The sequence below is a fragment of the Paenibacillus sp. FSL H8-0168 genome (genome assembly GCF_038592955.1).
GTDB classification, from domain to species: domain Bacteria; phylum Bacillota; class Bacilli; order Paenibacillales; family Paenibacillaceae; genus Paenibacillus; species Paenibacillus polymyxa_B.
This window is the reverse complement of the sequence record NZ_CP151948.1, coordinates 2,029,600-2,045,369: the sequence shown is the minus strand read 5'-3', so window position 1 is coordinate 2,045,369 and position 15,770 is coordinate 2,029,600. Positions and strand designations below refer to the sequence as shown.

Genomic DNA, 15,770 nt, shown 5'->3' with positions numbered 1-15,770 from the left:
TTCCATCTCCTCCGCTCATCCATACTGGTTCTTTATATTTTACATATTAGTTCACAATTCCAGAACGCTTTTCAGCCTCGGCAACCAACTTCATTTGCTCAGGATAGCCGTACGTACCGTGTTCACTGATATCCAGTCCCATCGTTTCTTCCTCTTCCGTAACGCGGATACCCATAATCGCTTTCATCGCACCCAGAATAATGAAGGAAATGACGAACACGAAAGCCAAGGTGCCAATCAGTCCAAGCAGCTGTACTCCTAATTGGGTAAATCCACCACCATAGAACAGACCCGCTTGACCTACACCTGTTATTTTTACAAGCTCAGGAGTAGCGAAGAACCCTGTGGACACTGCGCCCCACATCCCTGCAACACCATGCACGGAGAAAGCATATACCGGGTCATCTACTCTTGCACGCTCGAACCATTGCGCTGTGAAGAAAGTGACGATCCCTGCAACTGCACCAATGACCAGTGCCGCCCAAGGGGCTACAAAGGCACAAGAACCAGTAATAGCAACCAAAGCCGCCAGCACACCGTTTAGCATAGCAGGAATATCTGCTTTTCCATATACCATCCAGGATACGAGCAAAGCGAAAACTCCACCTGCCGCAGCAGCAATATTGGTAGTCAAAGCCACATATCCAAAAAATCCGTCGTTCATAGCCGATACAGCACTACCTGGGTTAAACCCAAACCAACCAAACCAGAGAATAATAACACCCAAGATAGAGTACACCTGATTATGACCAGGGATAATGTTCGGCTTGCCATCTTTATTGAACTTGCCCAGACGCGGTTTGAGCAGCAGTGTAGCGACGAGTGCCGCCGTAGCGCCTGTCAAATGGACTACCGTCGAACCGGCATAATCCTGCATGCCTAACTTACCAAGCCATCCGCCGCCCCACACCCAGTGAGCTACAACCGGATAGATCACGATAGAGAACAAAATTCCGAAGATAATGTATACACTTAATTTTGCACGCTCTGCCATTCCCCCACATGCGATAGAAAGTGATACCGCAGCGAAAGCAAAGTGGAACAAAAACATAATTGTAATCGGAACATCCAGACCTGAAAGAGCATCAAACGATGCAGCAGCATTCGTACCACTCATGAAGAAACCCGTCAGTCCCATAAATCCGTTGCCGCCATCATTACCAAATCCGAATCCAAATCCAAGTGCCCAGAAGGACAAAGCCGCAACACCTGTGGTGAGAATCGTTTTACCAGCGACATGGCCCGCATTCTTCATTCGTGTCGAGCCTGCCTCCAGCAATGCAAATCCCGCTTGCATAAAAAATACAAGTATAAATGCCAAGAACGTAAAGGCCGTGTTTAGCCCGGCTTGAAGTTGAATATTTGTCGGACCGTCAGCAGCAAACGCACCTACCGGAAAAGCTAATACTGTCAGCATGGCCAATAATACAACTAACCACTTTTTTCTCATGAAGCCCACTCCCTCGAATGTTAAGTTTCTTTACATTTCGTGAAATTCTTATTGTCATTATAATCAGAATACATGAAAGTTGACAAGATTTTTTTTATTATGTTAAAAAAATATGGTCCCAAACACTTCATGTCACATTTACTAACTATAAAAGTAGCTTGTTTCAGTCCAAAAAAAGCATGACGTTTGACTGTATGGTTGGGAATCATGTAAAATATTCTTTATATACACTCCGTTTGCAAATGCTAATATTGAAGGTCGAACGAAGAGCGCGAGGTGAAGACAGATGGGGATATGAAGCTGTATCGAATTGGTGAGCTAGCCAAGGCGGCTGGTGTCAGTGAACGAACTATTGATTATTACACAAAGCTTGGTTTGATCACACCTGAAGAACGATCATTGAAAAATTATCGGCTTTATAATGATGAAACCTTAAACAGGCTTGAACGTATTAACCAAATGAAACAAGAGAAGTATAGCCTTGAGGAAATCAGACAGACACTGATTAAATGGAACTCGGTCGCGGGGGAAGAGCACGTCACTGACAAACTAACGAGTCTAGAGATGCACATGCAGCGTCTAGAACGTGAAGTCAATGAACTACAGCCTCTTTTGGGGCAGCTCAAGCCCGTTCAAGCGCGCAAGTTGCTTACTGGTCTACTACCACAAAGCGCCGCTTGTATCGAAGCTCTGAAGTATCTGCTGGAGCATAGTTCTATGATGTAGACGCCCGGGCTATGATGAACAATAATGGAGGGTTGCTTTATGATGGGTATGTATATATTGATTATTCTTGCGTTCGGATTATCCTTATGGGCGCAATTCCGTGTAAAAGGTACTTTTAATAAATGGTCTGATGTCCCAAATGAAAATGGGTTGACCGGTTATGATGCAGCTCGGCATATGCTGGATCGCAATGGTTTGCATGATGTACCTATTGAACCAGTACCTGGTGCGTTATCTGACCATTATGATCCGATGCAAAGAGTCGTACGGCTGTCCGAGCCCGTTTATTATGAAAAATCCATTTCCGCAGTTGCCGTAGCTTGTCACGAGGTCGGTCATGCCATTCAGCATAAAGAGCATTATCCCATGCTAGCACTCCGTCATCGGATCTTTCCGATCGTAAACTTCGCTTCCGGGATTGCACCATTTCTGCTGATTGCCGGTTTTTTATTCAGCTACACGAACCTGATTGGCTTGGGTATTATCTTTTTCTCGGCTACTGTTGCTTTTCAATTAATTACATTACCGGTTGAATTTAATGCTTCCAACCGCGCCCGGGAAATCATGGTTTCCGAAGGGTTTATCCGTAGTGATGAAGAACGGGGTATCGCCAAAGTATTAAATGCTGCTGCATTAACTTATGTGGCTGCAGCTCTCGTTTCCTTGCTGGAACTAATTCGCTTAATCGGTATCTTTAACAGCCGGGATTAATTGCTTGTGTTGCAAAAAAGGTTGTTCCTCCACCAAGTTAACGGTAGAGGAACAACCTTTTTTTCTTTATCTAAAACCAACCAGCTATACTCACTGCCCTAAATCCGCTTTTGCACTTCCATTCGGAGTAGCAACACTACCTTTAAGACCAAAATATTGCAACAAAAAAGTCCGGAATGACTTTGCAACTAATGGTAGCTTGTCATCTTTGCGATGAATCAAGCCTATAGTTCGCGTGACCTCTGGATCAACAATTGACACTCTTGCAGGTTGAAGCGGGTTGGTCTGAAACAACGCCATTTCAGGCAAAAGACTGACTCCCATACCAGCCGCAACTAATCCGCGAATCGTATCTGTCTCTTCACCTTCAAAAGCAATATCTGGCGTAAATCCTGCCTCCAGACAAGCCTGCCAGACAATCGGGCGTAACGAATATCCATCTCTGAACAGGATGAATTTTTCTCCTTTAAGCTGACTCAGCGTGATGTGTTTGGCCGTGGCTAAAGGATGATTGGGCGGGAGAACAGCAAACAACTCCTCGGTCAGCACCACATCCCCCTCTACATGATCATGACGATCCGGAAAAGGAGATACAAAAGCCAAATCCACCTCACCCGCTAACACATCACGAATTAAACTCGGGTACATCCCCTGTTTAAATCTGAATTTAACATTGGGATACCGCTTTCGGAATTCAGCCACCACCGTAGGAATAAGATGAATCCCCAAACTGTGCGGAAAACCGATGCGGATTTCGCCCCCCTCAGGGTCCAAAAACTCATGAACCTCCAAAACAGCTCGCTCTAGATCTTTTATAATCGTCTCAACCCGTTTGCAAAATAGCTGTCCCACTGGCGTTAGCTGCAAATTGCGACCCTTTTGCATAAAAAGATTAACTCCCAGCTCCTCTTCAAGCTGATGAATTTGCCGACTTACCGCAGATTGCGCCACATGTAGCTCCTCGGCTGCCTGAGTGACATGTTCTTTTTGCGCTACCTTCATGAAGTATTGCAACTGTCGTAATTCCACTCCGATATTCGCTCCAATCTGTTTTTCAACATCCGGAAGAAGACGTCAATCGAACATCATCCTCTTTCTTACCCTGCTAACTTACGGTAAAACTGTCTTTAGTGACGTTTGCGTTGGCCAGTCAATCTGATCATTAATCCATAAAGGAAAAACCCACTGAGTAATCCCCCGAAGTGAGCCGTCCAGTTAATGTTCGCTACAGCGAAAGAAAACAGGATACCAAACCCAAGCAGCGTGTACAGCGTTTTGCGCGAGGCGTCATCCATCAGTGACCGCTGGAACAGGGCAACGTATAGGAATGCTCCATAGATGCCATAAATCGCTCCTGAGGCTCCTACAGAGACTGTCGTTTCCGCCATCATGTTGTAATGCGCGATGGACAGTATGTTCCCTACAATGCCCGTGACCAGATACAATAACACATATCGGAAGGACCCCAGCAAACGCTCTAGCGGAGGAGCGAATACTAGTATGGCGAAGGAATTGAACAGAAGATGATCAAACCCTGCATGTAAAAACATGGCTGATACATATCGCCACAGCTGATCAGTGAATGGCGCTTCATTAATCAAAGCTCCATATCGGATCAGCGTCAAACTATTTTCCGATCCACCCTGTACGGTGAGTACAATAAACATCACAATATTAATGAGCAAAATCAGACAGGTCACTGGGTAAAACCGCAAATAACTTTTCCAGTTCTCATAACGTAAAAAAATCAAGGCAATCCTTCCTTCATGGGTGTCTCCACCTTATTCAAATTGGACAATGTCTTTTATAAAAGATTATAATAGATTTCGGCAACGATAACCAATGCTAAAAACCAAGGAGGCTATTACATATGGCACAAGAACGTACAGGAGCTGCTACTTTTAAAGGCAATCCTTTGACACTCTTAGGACCTGAACTGAAGGTTGGAGACCAGGCACCTGATTTCAAATTACAGAAAAACCTGCTAGAAGCAGCTACGCTCCAAGACTTTGCGGGCAAAGTCAAATTGATCAGTGTTGTTCCTTCTTTGGATACAGGCGTGTGTGACGCACAGACTCGACGTTTTAACCAAGAAGCTGATTCCCTTGGGGATCAAGTCGTGGTGCTAACTGTCAGCGTCGATCTGCCTTTCGCTCAAGCTCGTTGGTGCGGTGCTGCCGGTATCGACCGCGTATTGACACTGTCCGACTATAAGGATCATTCCTTCGGCGAAGCTTATGGTGTGTTCATCAAGGAATTCCATTTGGATCATAGAGCTATTTTTGTAATTGATCAAAATGACAAAATCGCTTACGTAGAATACTTGAGCGAAATGTCCGAACATCCTGACTATGACCAAGCGATTGCAGCAGTGAAAAAACTCGTCTAAATCAGACTGAATATTAAAAAAGCGAGTGAAGGGTTGCCTTCCTCGCTTTTTTTTGACGTTTGTCTGCCACATCACTGCTCACGCATCTACAATTACTGCACGACCTTATGAGCGGACAGCTTCTTGTCAATCACAGCGAACAGTTGCAAAATGATGCGGTAATTCGCGCCCAAGTCCCCTAGCGATCCGCGTGAAGCAGAATAAATATCCACCGCACTCCGAACTGGCGAGACGGACAATATGGAAACGGTAATGTCGACGGTTCTACCGAACGCCGTTCGCTTCTCTAACGTAATCTCACCTACGGATGCTACCTCATGGAGTACCTTGTAGCCAGGAATTTTTTTCAAAATAGATGATACTTCTTCCCAAGCCTTGTCTCTCGATAAGTTATAATAGCGTGTCTTCATTTGGGGGTCCTTGACCCGGTCGCTTGTACCTTCTTGGCTGCGCACAATCCCTACCAGAGTCCTCTTCAACGACAAGACATTTCCTCCTTCACGATAATCGTTGCCATAATGCAGCACATCGGTTTTTTGCTGCAAGCGCTTTATAAAAACGTTAAACAACAAAAAATTAACCGACCATACCTGTGGTATGCGACCTTAGTACCTCATGTCTTAGTTTAACATTGTTGCATACAAAAAACACCCTGTTTCTGCACGAAGCATGAACAGAGTGTATTCATTATCTTTGGAGTACCCGCCGATGCCGTCCGACCATAGCGTCTTCTGAACCTGCTTTAGCAGGTGGGTGACCGCAGAATAAACTTTTGAAGTCCCCTTGTCAGGAATTGACAGGGCTTTTCAGCTATTCATCCGTATAGATCTCCCTAGACATTGTCATTGGTTCAAAACAACAAATGACCGTAACGTGCATCGCAGGATGTGACCTTATTATAGCGCTTCTCACTCAGAAAGTAAATGCTAGGAGAAATATGTTTTATTTTTAGAGGTTATCACTTTTCTTGTCTTCAATGCTTACCGTATCTTCATCTTTCTGCTTCATCTTTTCCATTTGATCCTGCATTTTAAGGAATGTTCCATAAAAATTAAAGAAAGCGAACCAGGCAACTACGCTGCCGATGAAGAATAGGAAAAGCACAGGATATTTGACTCCGATAAATATAACAACAGCGCTGCCGAGCAGGGTAGAAAATACACGAAATGGTCGAATCAGCGTCAGTAACACCGCATTTTTAATAATTTGTCCGGTAGACATATGATAATGAGCCACCATCGAAAAGAAGTTAAACATAGACACAAGCAAAATAATGATAAGAATAAGCATAATTACGCCGACAATTTGCAAGTTGCTGAGTTGTGTCATATATACGGTATAATCCACATACATGATGACAAACAGTAACGTGTAAAAGATACCCCCGATCAGACTCTGCTTATAGTTCTCTTTGTACCCTTTAAAAAAGGTACGAAACACGCCTGTATCGGTATCCCCCATTACCCATTTGCGAACCACTGTGAACATAGCCGATGTGGCTGGAAACAAAGTAAGCGGTGCCAAAACAGCCATCGCCCAATTCATTTGTAAAGATTCATTAGCCAAATTCTGATTCATTACAAGTAGTTTCAGTATGAGGCAGAACACAAAAGGCGACGAACATAACACCCATAACAAATTTGTAGCCGCCAGTCGGGTAATCCACTCGGTCAGGCGGTAAATACCACCCATAGCTCCTTTAAACTCCAATGTCAGTCTCTCCCTCCGCAAGCCTTGGCAGTTCCAAGACTCATGTTGCTATACCTATAAATTCCGGCTCTTGGCTATATCATACCGTATTTCAGCCCTAATGCGCCAGTGAAATCAATAAGTGCCTCATTAAAGCAGATTGCTAAAAGGTTCATACATACTGATTCAATCATAACAAAAAAGCCGAAGCTTCATCTGCTTCGACTTTTCATTATTTCATTTCTTATTCGGAAGAGGAATCTTCACGTCTTGCAGGACGACGAGTTTCTCCATTGCTGCTCGGGCGTGGTTTGCGATCTCCACTGTAGCGGCTTCCGGAATCACGGTTGTAGCCACCGCCTTCTTTGCCACGGTTGTAACCGCCATATCCACCTTTGCTTCCACTACCGCCGCTACCGCCAGAACGGCTGGAATTGTAACCACCGTTGCTGCGACCGCTATAGTTAGAAGGCTTGCGACCGCCAGAACGCACGTCTGGTTTACGACGTTTTGCACGGATTGGATCTTCTGGAGTCAGTTCAATCGATGCTTCTCTCTTCTCACCAGTCATCAGCTTCAGAGCTGCAGAGAGAAGTTGTACAGAATCATATTGCTCCAGCATTTGAATAGCCAAACCTTTATATTCGTTCAGCTCACCGCTTTCTACAGCTTCTAGGAGACGTTCAGCAATGATACGTTGTTTACCTTCCAGAGCTTCAGCCAACGTTGGAAGCGGCTTGCGTGGAATGCGGTGACGAGTTACACGTTCGATAAAGTGCAAATGGTCAATTTCACGAGGCGTTACGAAAGACCAAGCTTCCCCTTCTTTACCTGCACGTCCAGTACGTCCAATACGGTGAACATAGCTTTCTGGATCTTGCGGAAGGTCAAAGTTCACAACGTGAGTTACGCCGGAAACGTCCAAACCACGGGCAGCTACGTCAGTCGCTACGAGCACGTCGATGCTTCCGTCACGGAATTTACGCATTACAGCATCACGTTGGTTTTGAGACAAGTCACCGTGTAAACCGTCTGCAGAATATCCGCGTTTTTGCAGAGCTTCAGCCAGCTCGTCTACCCGACGCTTTGTACGACCAAATACGATAGCAAGTTCTGGGGATTCCATGTCGATCAAACGGCTCAATGCTTCGAATTTTTGACGCTCAGGAACTTCGATATAGGCCTGATCAATCAGTGGAGCACTAACTTGTTTAGGAATAACTGAAACATGCTCAGGATTTTTGAGGAATTGCTCAGCCAATCTTTTAATATTAGGAGGCATTGTAGCCGAGAAAAGCATCGTTTGACGCTCGTCTGGAACTTGCTTCAGAATGGATTGAATATCTTCCATGAAGCCCATATCCAACATTTCATCTGCTTCATCCAAAACAACTGTGTTTACATCTTCCAGCTTGATGGTTTTGCGATTAATATGGTCAAGCAAGCGTCCTGGCGTACCAATAATAATTTGAGGTTTCTTTTTCAAAGCACGAATCTGGCGTACGATATCTTGTCCACCATAGATTGGCAAAGTACGAAGACCTTTGAAACGGGAAAGTTTTTCGATTTCTTCAGCTACCTGGATAGCAAGCTCACGTGTTGGTGCCATGATCAGGGCTCTGATTTTTTCGTCGCTTCTAGAAATTTTGTTAATCAGCGGAATACCAAACGCAGCGGTTTTACCAGTACCTGTTTGGGCTTGGCCAATCATGTCTCTGCCTTGCAGTGCAATCGGGATGGATTGGGATTGAATTGGTGTTGCTTCTTCAAAGCCCAGTTCTGTAATCGCCTGAATTACTTTCGGTTCAAGATCAAATTCTGCAAATGTCGTCAAATTTATTCAAACTCCTTCATAATGGTGGATGTGGTGGACAATCCACAATGTTGTCTGTATTCTTAAGTAGCGATATTATTGTATAAGTTTTCCCCAATACAGTGACAGTTTATTTAGACCTATAACTGTATCTTTCTGTAATGAATTTGGGGAACCTATCCGATACATCTTAAACGAATTTATCCTTTTTAAAACAGTTTAAATTTTAAGTGTTTCTCTGGACATAGGTCCCTACTCAAGAATATCCACATCGCATTATAGCACAGAACAATTCATGAATACCAGCAAGTTGCTTCCCGTATAATTTAAATGAGGTGAAAATAAGTTGTTAAAAATAGTGTTAAACTGCTTAATTGTCATTCTTGGAGCCGCTGCCATTGCATGCGGTTTTAATCTGTTTCTCGTGCCACACCACTTGCTGAGCGGGGGAGTAGCCGGTCTTTCCATGTTAATCGGCTACTTCACAAAATTTGATATCAGCGCGATGTATTTTATTATCAATATTCCGATGCTTATTGCAGGCTGGTTTATTTTAGGCAAGCGTTTTATTAGCCTGAGCATTTTATCCGTTGTCGTTACAACGTGGATTTTGGCCTGGGTGCCGGTGCAATCTGTCGTGTCGGACCCCCTGCTAGCCTCCGTTTTTGGTGGGGTGATGATCGGCGTTGGAGCAGGAATTTCCTTTCGGGTAGGGGGTTCAACGGGCGGTTTTGACATTATCGGTTCCATCGTCACTCGTTATCGTGACTTCCCCGTAGGAACTGTACTTGTTGGCATGAATGGACTGGTCATTCTTGCAGCAGGATATTTGAACGATGATTGGAATATTGCACTTGCGTCCATGCTATCTATTTTTGTGACTGGCAAGGTATTGGATCAAATCTATGTCAGTCACACGAAGATTACCGTCTACATTATTACAGAACACACCGACAAGCTACTGGAGCGGATGTTGACCACACCACGCGGTGTTAGCAAAATAAAAATTGAAGGCGCATTTTCACATACCGAAAAGGACATGCTGATGACTGTCACGACACGCTACGAGCTAGTTGAATTAAAACGGATCATTAAAGAAGTGGACCCTTCAGCTTTTGTCAATATTGTGGAAACGGTTGGGGTGATGGGTTCATTTCGCCGAAGATAAGCACAAACCCAAGTGTCAAAATACAGTTTCTGTGGTACACTATATGTGCGCTGTTCCCATAGTATATAAAGACCAGCTTTACCTGCTATTTCACAGGCACTTTGCTTTTCCGAATCGTATTGAATGATTCTTTTGGAATGATTCCGAGCAGGAAAGGGTGATTTTTGTGGAAATGGAAACGGTAAAACTGTCCGACATTGTCTTAAGATGGTACCCGGAAATGCTCCCTTCTCTCAAAAAGGATGAGCTGAACTCGATGATTGTGCTTCGGGACGGGATGGCCATACTCAAGCCAACGGATGCGCTAGAAATTATTCAGTACAGTATTTGCGAGCATCAAGACAATAATTATCTTCAATAAATTTCTTTACCAAGTGCCGCTTCTTCCGGTTACATCTACAACCGCGAAGAGAGCGGCATTATTTATGCATTTTTATGGATTCAATGAACACGGGTTGGGTTAATCATGTAAGACTGTGCCTGATGATTCCAGTATTGGTTACAAGCGTGTTGTTTTTCGATACATAACTTTACGTATAATCAGGTAAGCGACATACATAAGGGAGAGAGTTAGGAAATGAATATGATTTGGGCAATTATGCTATTGGCGATGGGGATAGGCGGAAACGGCGATCAGTCAGCCAACGCTCCAAATGTAAAAGATACGGTGGCAACAACAATTAGTAGCGCCATGATCCAGGCTCAGCACAATAATATGAAGGTGGATGCCTCCAATCCTCCAGTTAAAATTGACCCACAACCGACGACTCCTGCTATCAAGGGTATCTATGTCACGGCTTATAGCGCAGGCGGTTCGCGTATGACTCAGCTGCTTGAACTGCTTGACAAGACAGAGCTCAATTCCATGGTTATTGATATTAAAGACGATGCAGGTTACATCACTTATCCAACGACCAATCCCGAGCTGCTCAAATTGGGCAAGCCGCAAAAATTCATTCGGGATATTTCCGGTTTGATGGACCGATTGAAAAAGCATAATGTTTACCCGATTGCTCGTATTGTCGTATTTAAAGATACGGTACTGGCCAACAAAAATCCCGAGATGTCTTTCCGTAACCCTGACGGCTCTGTCTGGAAAAACGGCAAAGGAGACGGGTTCGTCAATCCCTATAATAAAGAAGTATGGGATTATAATATCGCCATCGCTAGGGAAGCAGCCAAACTTGGTTTTAAGGAAATTCAATTTGACTATGTACGTTTCCCCGAAGGCTTTGAGAAAAGAGCAGACAAGCTGAAATATACCAAATCAGATCAATCTCGCTCGGATGCAGTCGCTGAATTCGTACAATATGCCCGTAAAGAGCTTGCTCCATTAGGTGTACGAGTATCGGTAGATATTTTCGGATATGCCGCATCCGTTCCTGCTGCGGAGGGGATCGGACAGGATTTCACTAAAATCTCCGAAAATGTGGATGTCATTTCGCCCATGGTTTATCCAAGTCACTACACCACAGGCTGGTTCGGTGTAAAAGACCCCGATAAGAATCCATACCAGACGATTAAAGGCTCCATGGCCGATACACACAAAAAGCTCGATCCGACGGGCAAGCTAAAGCCAATTATTCGTCCTTGGATCCAGGATTTTACCGCAAGTTGGTTGGGGAGCGGACATTATGCTAAGTATGGAAAAACTCAAGTAGAGGACCAAATTCGAGCGCTTAAGGAAATGAAAGTGGATGAATATCTACTTTGGAATGCCACAAACCGCTATACTAGCGGAGTAACATACAAATAATTTATCTCTCCGGACTTTTTATTATTTTATATAAAATCTAGAAATTATATAATCATTTCGAAGGCTGTCCCGTTGTTTTGCGAACGGGTGCAGTCTTTTTTATTACTGTTCAAATGTAGCGGTATCCCTTACAATAAATACTTACATGTTATGATACATACGAATAATCAATCCCTAGTAAATGAGGAAAACAAAAATGCAATTGACTCTAACAACGGGACAGAAATGGAAGCAACTTTTCTACATTTTGTTCCCTATCCTGATTACCCAGCTTGCACTATCTGCCATGACTTTTTTTGATACGAATATGTCGGGACACTTTTCCCCTGCCGATCTGGCTGGAGTAGCCATTGGAGTAAGCCTATGGGTTCCTGTACAAACAGGCCTTAACGGAATACTTATGGCTATCACGCCCATTGTATCTCAATTGGTAGGAGCACAGCGCAAAGATAAAGTCTCCTACTATGTCATTCAAGCACTTTGGCTCTCTCTCGCCCTGTCTATGGTCGTTTTGATTGCTGGCATCATTTTGGTCAAGCCTATTTTGAACGGTATGAATTTGGAATTGAGAGTTCATAATGTGGCCCTGTACTATCTTTGTGCGATGGCTTTCGGGATTGTTCCTCTATTTGCCTACACTGTGCTCCGAAGCTTTATGGATGCATTGGGACAAACCCGCTTTACGATGTTCATCACGCTCATGTCGTTACCCATTAATGTATTGTTGAACTATCTACTTATTTATGGAAACTGGGGTTTTCCGCGTCTGGGGGGTGTAGGCTCCGGGGTGGCAACGGCAACCACCTACTGGATCATCATGCTGGTCGCCGGTATCACTACGCATCGTGGAAAAATATTTACCGAATATCGAATCTTCAGCAAAATATACGGGATTGCCGCTGGTGCTTTGAAAGAGCTCATCAAGATTGGCGTACCGATTGGATTTGCTATATTTTTTGAGACTGCCGTCTTTTCAGCCGTCACTCTCTTCATGAGTAGCTATAATACAGCTACCATAGCCGCACATCAGGCCGCCATGAACTTTGCATCTACGCTGTACATGATTCCACTCAGCATTTGCATGGCACTTACGATTCTAGTTGGCTATGAAACAGGGGCTGCTCGTCCGCGGGATGCCAAAGCTTATAGTGTAATGGGGATTAGCAGCGCAGTAGGTCTATCACTGATTACAGCTATTGTACTGCTTATCTGGGGTGAACAGGTCGCTCGACTTTACTCCACCGATCCGCAGGTCATTCAATTGGCACAGCATTTTCTAATCTATGCGATTTTCTTTCAGATATCTGATGCTGTCGCTACACCTACACAAGGTGCGCTACGCGGGTATAAAGACGTCAATCCAGCCTTTTTACTCACATTCCTCTCCTATTGGGTCATTGGGCTTCCTGTAGGATATATACTGGCACGCTGGACTTCATTGGGGCCCTACGGCTACTGGATCGGTTTGATAACAGGGTTGGCTGTAGGCGCTATTTTACTTCTCTGGCGTCTGGTGAGAGTACAACGTCGTTTCGCCGAAAAAAAACAACACGCAGAGGCTATTTAGCCTTTGCGTGTCTCGATTACATATGCTGCGCCTAAAGTTATTCGTTTTTTCTCCACAATAGCCACTTCGTTCAGCTTGGGAGGATATAGAAAGTGTCTCTCCACATGTTGTTCAATCTCTTCAAATGCCTGTTCTTCATTTTCAGCAGCGATAATGACGGTCAGCGCTCCTTCCGAACTGTCCACTTCGATTTTGAATAGGTACATATATGACTACCTCCTGATAGGACTCAAAGCTAAAAAAATAGCGGATGACTCGGGTCATCCGCATAATTTTGATCATTTCCAATATCAGAGCCGATCTATTTTACATAAAGGCTCTTATTATTGGGACAAACGCAAGGCCAGCTCATAAAGCTCCATATTGAAATCTTTTTTGGTATTTACAACCTTGTCAATATCTGTAGCTACCAGCTTACCGTCGATCATTCCGCAAGCCTTGTCAGATATGCCCTCGATCAATTGGCGAACAGCAAAGTCACCCAAACGGCTCGCCAGGTTGCGGTCAAACGCTGTTGGTGTGCCTCCACGTTGGATGTGTCCAAGCACTGTAACACGAGGCTCATAATCCGGACAGTTTTCTTGGATAACTTGTGCTACTGTTTCGCCTTTGCCTACACCCTCAGCAACGATAATGATACTGTGGCGTTTACCATGCTTAAAGTTTTGTTTCATCCGGTCGGATACTTCGTTCAGGTCAAATTCTACCTCAGGCACCAAAATCGTTTCTGCGCCAGAAGCCAGACCTGCATGCAGAGCAATATCACCACAATGACGTCCCATAACTTCCACGATAGAAGAACGTTCATGGGATGACATCGTATCACGCAGCTTGTTGATTGCGTCCACTACGATACTAACCGCCGTATCAAAACCAATAGTGTAGTCCGTGAAGGAAATGTCATTGTCAATCGTACCCGGAAGACACATCGTTTTAATGCCTTGCTTGGTCAGTTTGTTAGCTCCTTGGTAGGAACCGTCGCCACCAATCACGACTACGCCGTCAATTCCACGGTTACGCAAAATTTGAGCGCCTTTTTTCTGCCCTTCTTCAGTCGTAAATTCCAGGCATCTTGCAGATTGAAGTACAGTTCCCCCACGTTGGATGATATCTCCGACGCTTCTCAGATCCATTGGAAAAATATCGTCGTTCAAAAGGCCTTGATAACCACGTTGAATCCCGAATACTTCCAGTCCAAAATACAATCCGCTACGTACGACGGCGCGAACTGCCGCGTTCATCCCTTGTGAATCTCCACCACTTGTTAATACTGCAATTTTCTTAACTGCTGTCATGATTTATGACCTCCTCAAAATAATCATATAAGCCTTCTTATCCATCGACTGTTTAATAAGAAAAACAAACGCATGAGCGGACTATTTTTCATTAAACGTCTCGAAACAGCGCGAACGTCCTGCTGCTCGCTAACTTTAGGGTCGGATAAATATAAAGCCAGCAATCCCTCGATAATCATCCGGTGAAAGGAGCTGGCAGGGACATCTGCAATATCAGCCCGCGCCCGATTCACAACGTAGGCGATCCGGTCTAGCACCATGTCGGTATCTTCATAATAATTGCAAAAGTTAAGATCTCCGCCCTTCCGGTCTTCGTCTTGATCGATTAGATAATCCAGCAAAATATGAAGACTGCACACATGTGGAAAATACGATGCATGTATTGAGGCAGCCCCTGCATCTGTCAGATGCTGGTCGCTGGCAGCAAGAAACAGCATAAAGACCCCCAGAGTTGAACCGGTAGCCGCAGCAAACTCATTCCAGCGCAACTCTGGTGTACGGTCTTTATGAAGCGACCACCAATCCAAAAGCGCTTGTTCCCGCAGCTCGGGTTTAATATGCTTGTATACTTGCAAATCCGTGTATAATCGCGCCAAATCCTGAACGTAAGGCATGGCCGCCTCATAGCCCGGAAGCCTGCTTACACAAGACTGACAGGTTGTCACCAGCCTGGTCAAATAACCGCCATCCTCCTGCTCACGACGCAACTCATAATAATTCACTGGCCTAGCCGTCGGATTAACCGCATCCAGCATAGCCTGATGCAGTAGCCTGAAATCATCCGGGTCCATGGACGTACTGCGATCACACAGGTTGTCCAGATAATCACTAATGGTCTGATACGCTACGATCAGCGGAATTAGCGTCTGCCGGGCAGACATATTGGCAGCGGCATAAACCGCTCCACCCACGCAGTGAAATGTCTTATCCGCTATGCTCGCAAGCGCCTGGCTTCGCAGCTCAGGGTCCGGAATTTGTTCGGCCTTGCTCTTCCAGTTACTCAATTCTAGTTTCGTTTCAGGGAGAATGTGCTTGTACATTCGGCTCATTAGACCTATGGGGCCTCTCGGTACTTGATAACGTCCTTGCTCAACATAACTCAAATGACGGTGCCTCCACATTGTTGTCTACGTAATTATACCTATCCAAACCATATCCATTATAATATGATCGTCCTTTTAGCACAAATGAACAACCTCACTTTTT

16 protein-coding genes and 1 other RNA gene are annotated in these 15,770 nt (G+C 44.6%); 7 read left to right on the top strand and 10 right to left on the bottom strand.

What is annotated here, in order from left to right; genetic code table 11:
• Positions 1–46 precede the first annotated feature (46 nt).
• Complete coding sequence (locus tag MHI21_RS09645) at positions 47–1,450, bottom strand: ammonium transporter (protein ID WP_039270006.1); 1,404 nt, start codon at positions 1,448–1,450, stop codon at positions 47–49.
• A 294-nt stretch (positions 1,451–1,744) separates the two neighbouring features.
• On the opposite strand from MHI21_RS09645, the gene MHI21_RS09640 reads away from it, so the two are divergent.
• Together MHI21_RS09640 and MHI21_RS09635 are read left to right on the top strand one after the other, a co-directional pair.
• Positions 1,745–2,176 (top strand): MerR family transcriptional regulator, encoded by a 432-nt coding sequence (locus MHI21_RS09640; protein WP_023988024.1) that lies wholly within the window; start codon positions 1,745–1,747, stop codon positions 2,174–2,176.
• A gap of 39 nt (positions 2,177–2,215) precedes the next feature.
• Positions 2,216–2,887, top strand: a complete 672-nt coding sequence (locus MHI21_RS09635; protein WP_023988023.1) for a zinc metallopeptidase — start codon at positions 2,216–2,218, stop codon at positions 2,885–2,887.
• 90 nt (positions 2,888–2,977) lie between these two features.
• Here MHI21_RS09635 and MHI21_RS09630 read toward each other — a convergent pair whose 3' ends face one another.
• Positions 2,978–3,916 (bottom strand): LysR family transcriptional regulator, encoded by a 939-nt coding sequence (locus MHI21_RS09630; RefSeq protein ID WP_039270004.1) that lies wholly within the window; start codon positions 3,914–3,916, stop codon positions 2,978–2,980.
• 98 nt (positions 3,917–4,014) lie between these two features.
• Positions 4,015–4,638 carry a rhomboid family intramembrane serine protease gene (locus MHI21_RS09625; protein ID WP_061828599.1) on the bottom strand — a complete coding sequence of 208 codons (624 nt, stop codon included), beginning with the start codon at positions 4,636–4,638 and terminating at the stop codon, positions 4,015–4,017.
• Positions 4,639–4,757: 119 nt separating this feature from the next.
• Here MHI21_RS09625 and tpx point away from each other — a divergent pair, with 119 nt between their 5' ends.
• The gene (gene tpx, locus MHI21_RS09620; protein WP_023988020.1) at positions 4,758–5,276 is read left to right on the top strand and encodes a thiol peroxidase; all 519 of its coding nucleotides are present in this window, start codon (positions 4,758–4,760) and stop codon (positions 5,274–5,276) included.
• Between the two features lie 92 nt (positions 5,277–5,368).
• On the opposite strand, the gene MHI21_RS09615 is transcribed toward tpx, so the two are convergent.
• From MHI21_RS09615 to MHI21_RS09600, 4 genes are all read right to left on the bottom strand, one after another.
• Complete coding sequence (locus MHI21_RS09615; RefSeq protein WP_013309718.1) at positions 5,369–5,761, bottom strand: DUF1499 domain-containing protein; 393 nt, start codon at positions 5,759–5,761, stop codon at positions 5,369–5,371.
• Between the two features lie 210 nt (positions 5,762–5,971).
• Positions 5,972–6,166: non-coding RNA, 6S RNA (gene ssrS, locus MHI21_RS09610), on the bottom strand.
• A gap of 58 nt (positions 6,167–6,224) precedes the next feature.
• A complete protein-coding gene (locus tag MHI21_RS09605; protein ID WP_342419909.1) occupies positions 6,225–6,986 on the bottom strand; it encodes a DUF624 domain-containing protein in 762 nt (253 codons plus the stop codon).
• A gap of 223 nt (positions 6,987–7,209) precedes the next feature.
• Positions 7,210–8,799 carry a DEAD/DEAH box helicase gene (locus MHI21_RS09600; RefSeq protein WP_342419908.1) on the bottom strand — a complete coding sequence of 530 codons (1,590 nt, stop codon included), beginning with the start codon at positions 8,797–8,799 and terminating at the stop codon, positions 7,210–7,212.
• Between the two features lie 325 nt (positions 8,800–9,124).
• Here MHI21_RS09600 and MHI21_RS09595 point away from each other — a divergent pair, with 325 nt between their 5' ends.
• The 4 genes from MHI21_RS09595 (at position 9,125) to MHI21_RS09580 (ending at position 13,269) form a co-directional block, all read left to right on the top strand.
• The gene (locus tag MHI21_RS09595; protein WP_165175841.1) at positions 9,125–9,946 is read left to right on the top strand and encodes a YitT family protein; all 822 of its coding nucleotides are present in this window, start codon (positions 9,125–9,127) and stop codon (positions 9,944–9,946) included.
• A gap of 172 nt (positions 9,947–10,118) precedes the next feature.
• Positions 10,119–10,307, top strand: coding sequence for a hypothetical protein (locus MHI21_RS09590; protein WP_080683009.1), 189 nt, complete (start codon positions 10,119–10,121; stop codon positions 10,305–10,307).
• Between the two features lie 216 nt (positions 10,308–10,523).
• Positions 10,524–11,702 carry a putative glycoside hydrolase gene (locus MHI21_RS09585; RefSeq protein WP_342419907.1) on the top strand — a complete coding sequence of 393 codons (1,179 nt, stop codon included), beginning with the start codon at positions 10,524–10,526 and terminating at the stop codon, positions 11,700–11,702.
• A gap of 196 nt (positions 11,703–11,898) precedes the next feature.
• Positions 11,899–13,269 (top strand): MATE family efflux transporter, encoded by a 1,371-nt coding sequence (locus tag MHI21_RS09580; RefSeq protein ID WP_341161793.1) that lies wholly within the window; start codon positions 11,899–11,901, stop codon positions 13,267–13,269.
• On the opposite strand, the gene MHI21_RS09575 is transcribed toward MHI21_RS09580, so the two are convergent.
• From MHI21_RS09575 to MHI21_RS09565, 3 genes are all read right to left on the bottom strand, one after another.
• Positions 13,266–13,475 (bottom strand): DUF3906 family protein, encoded by a 210-nt coding sequence (locus tag MHI21_RS09575; protein WP_341161794.1) that lies wholly within the window; start codon positions 13,473–13,475, stop codon positions 13,266–13,268. The two genes, MHI21_RS09580 and MHI21_RS09575, sit on opposite strands and share 4 nt — an antisense overlap.
• 117 nt (positions 13,476–13,592) lie before the next feature.
• On the bottom strand, positions 13,593–14,564 hold the full coding sequence (gene pfkA / locus MHI21_RS09570) for a 6-phosphofructokinase (RefSeq protein WP_061828603.1): 972 nt from the start codon (positions 14,562–14,564) through the stop codon (positions 13,593–13,595).
• A 23-nt stretch (positions 14,565–14,587) separates the two neighbouring features.
• Entirely contained in the window at positions 14,588–15,667 is a 1,080-nt protein-coding gene (locus MHI21_RS09565; protein WP_061828604.1) for a tetraprenyl-beta-curcumene synthase family protein, read from the bottom strand.
• Positions 15,668–15,770 lie beyond the last annotated feature (103 nt).

What these genes read in the sequence shown, in the direction of transcription:
- MHI21_RS09645 (WP_039270006.1), bottom strand. Translation starts at nt 1,450, where the DNA reads ATGAGAAAAAAGTGGTTAGTTGTATTATTGGCCATGCTGACAGTATTA.
- MHI21_RS09640 (WP_023988024.1), top strand. Translation starts at nt 1,745, where the DNA reads ATGAAGCTGTATCGAATTGGTGAGCTAGCCAAGGCGGCTGGTGTCAGT.
- MHI21_RS09635 (WP_023988023.1), top strand. Translation starts at nt 2,216, where the DNA reads ATGATGGGTATGTATATATTGATTATTCTTGCGTTCGGATTATCCTTA.
- tpx (WP_023988020.1), top strand. Translation starts at nt 4,758, where the DNA reads ATGGCACAAGAACGTACAGGAGCTGCTACTTTTAAAGGCAATCCTTTG.
- MHI21_RS09590 (WP_080683009.1), top strand. Translation starts at nt 10,119, where the DNA reads ATGGAAACGGTAAAACTGTCCGACATTGTCTTAAGATGGTACCCGGAA.
- MHI21_RS09585 (WP_342419907.1), top strand. Translation starts at nt 10,524, where the DNA reads ATGAATATGATTTGGGCAATTATGCTATTGGCGATGGGGATAGGCGGA.
- MHI21_RS09580 (WP_341161793.1), top strand. Translation starts at nt 11,899, where the DNA reads ATGCAATTGACTCTAACAACGGGACAGAAATGGAAGCAACTTTTCTAC.
- MHI21_RS09575 (WP_341161794.1), bottom strand. Translation starts at nt 13,475, where the DNA reads ATGTACCTATTCAAAATCGAAGTGGACAGTTCGGAAGGAGCGCTGACC.
- pfkA (WP_061828603.1), bottom strand. Translation starts at nt 14,564, where the DNA reads ATGACAGCAGTTAAGAAAATTGCAGTATTAACAAGTGGTGGAGATTCA.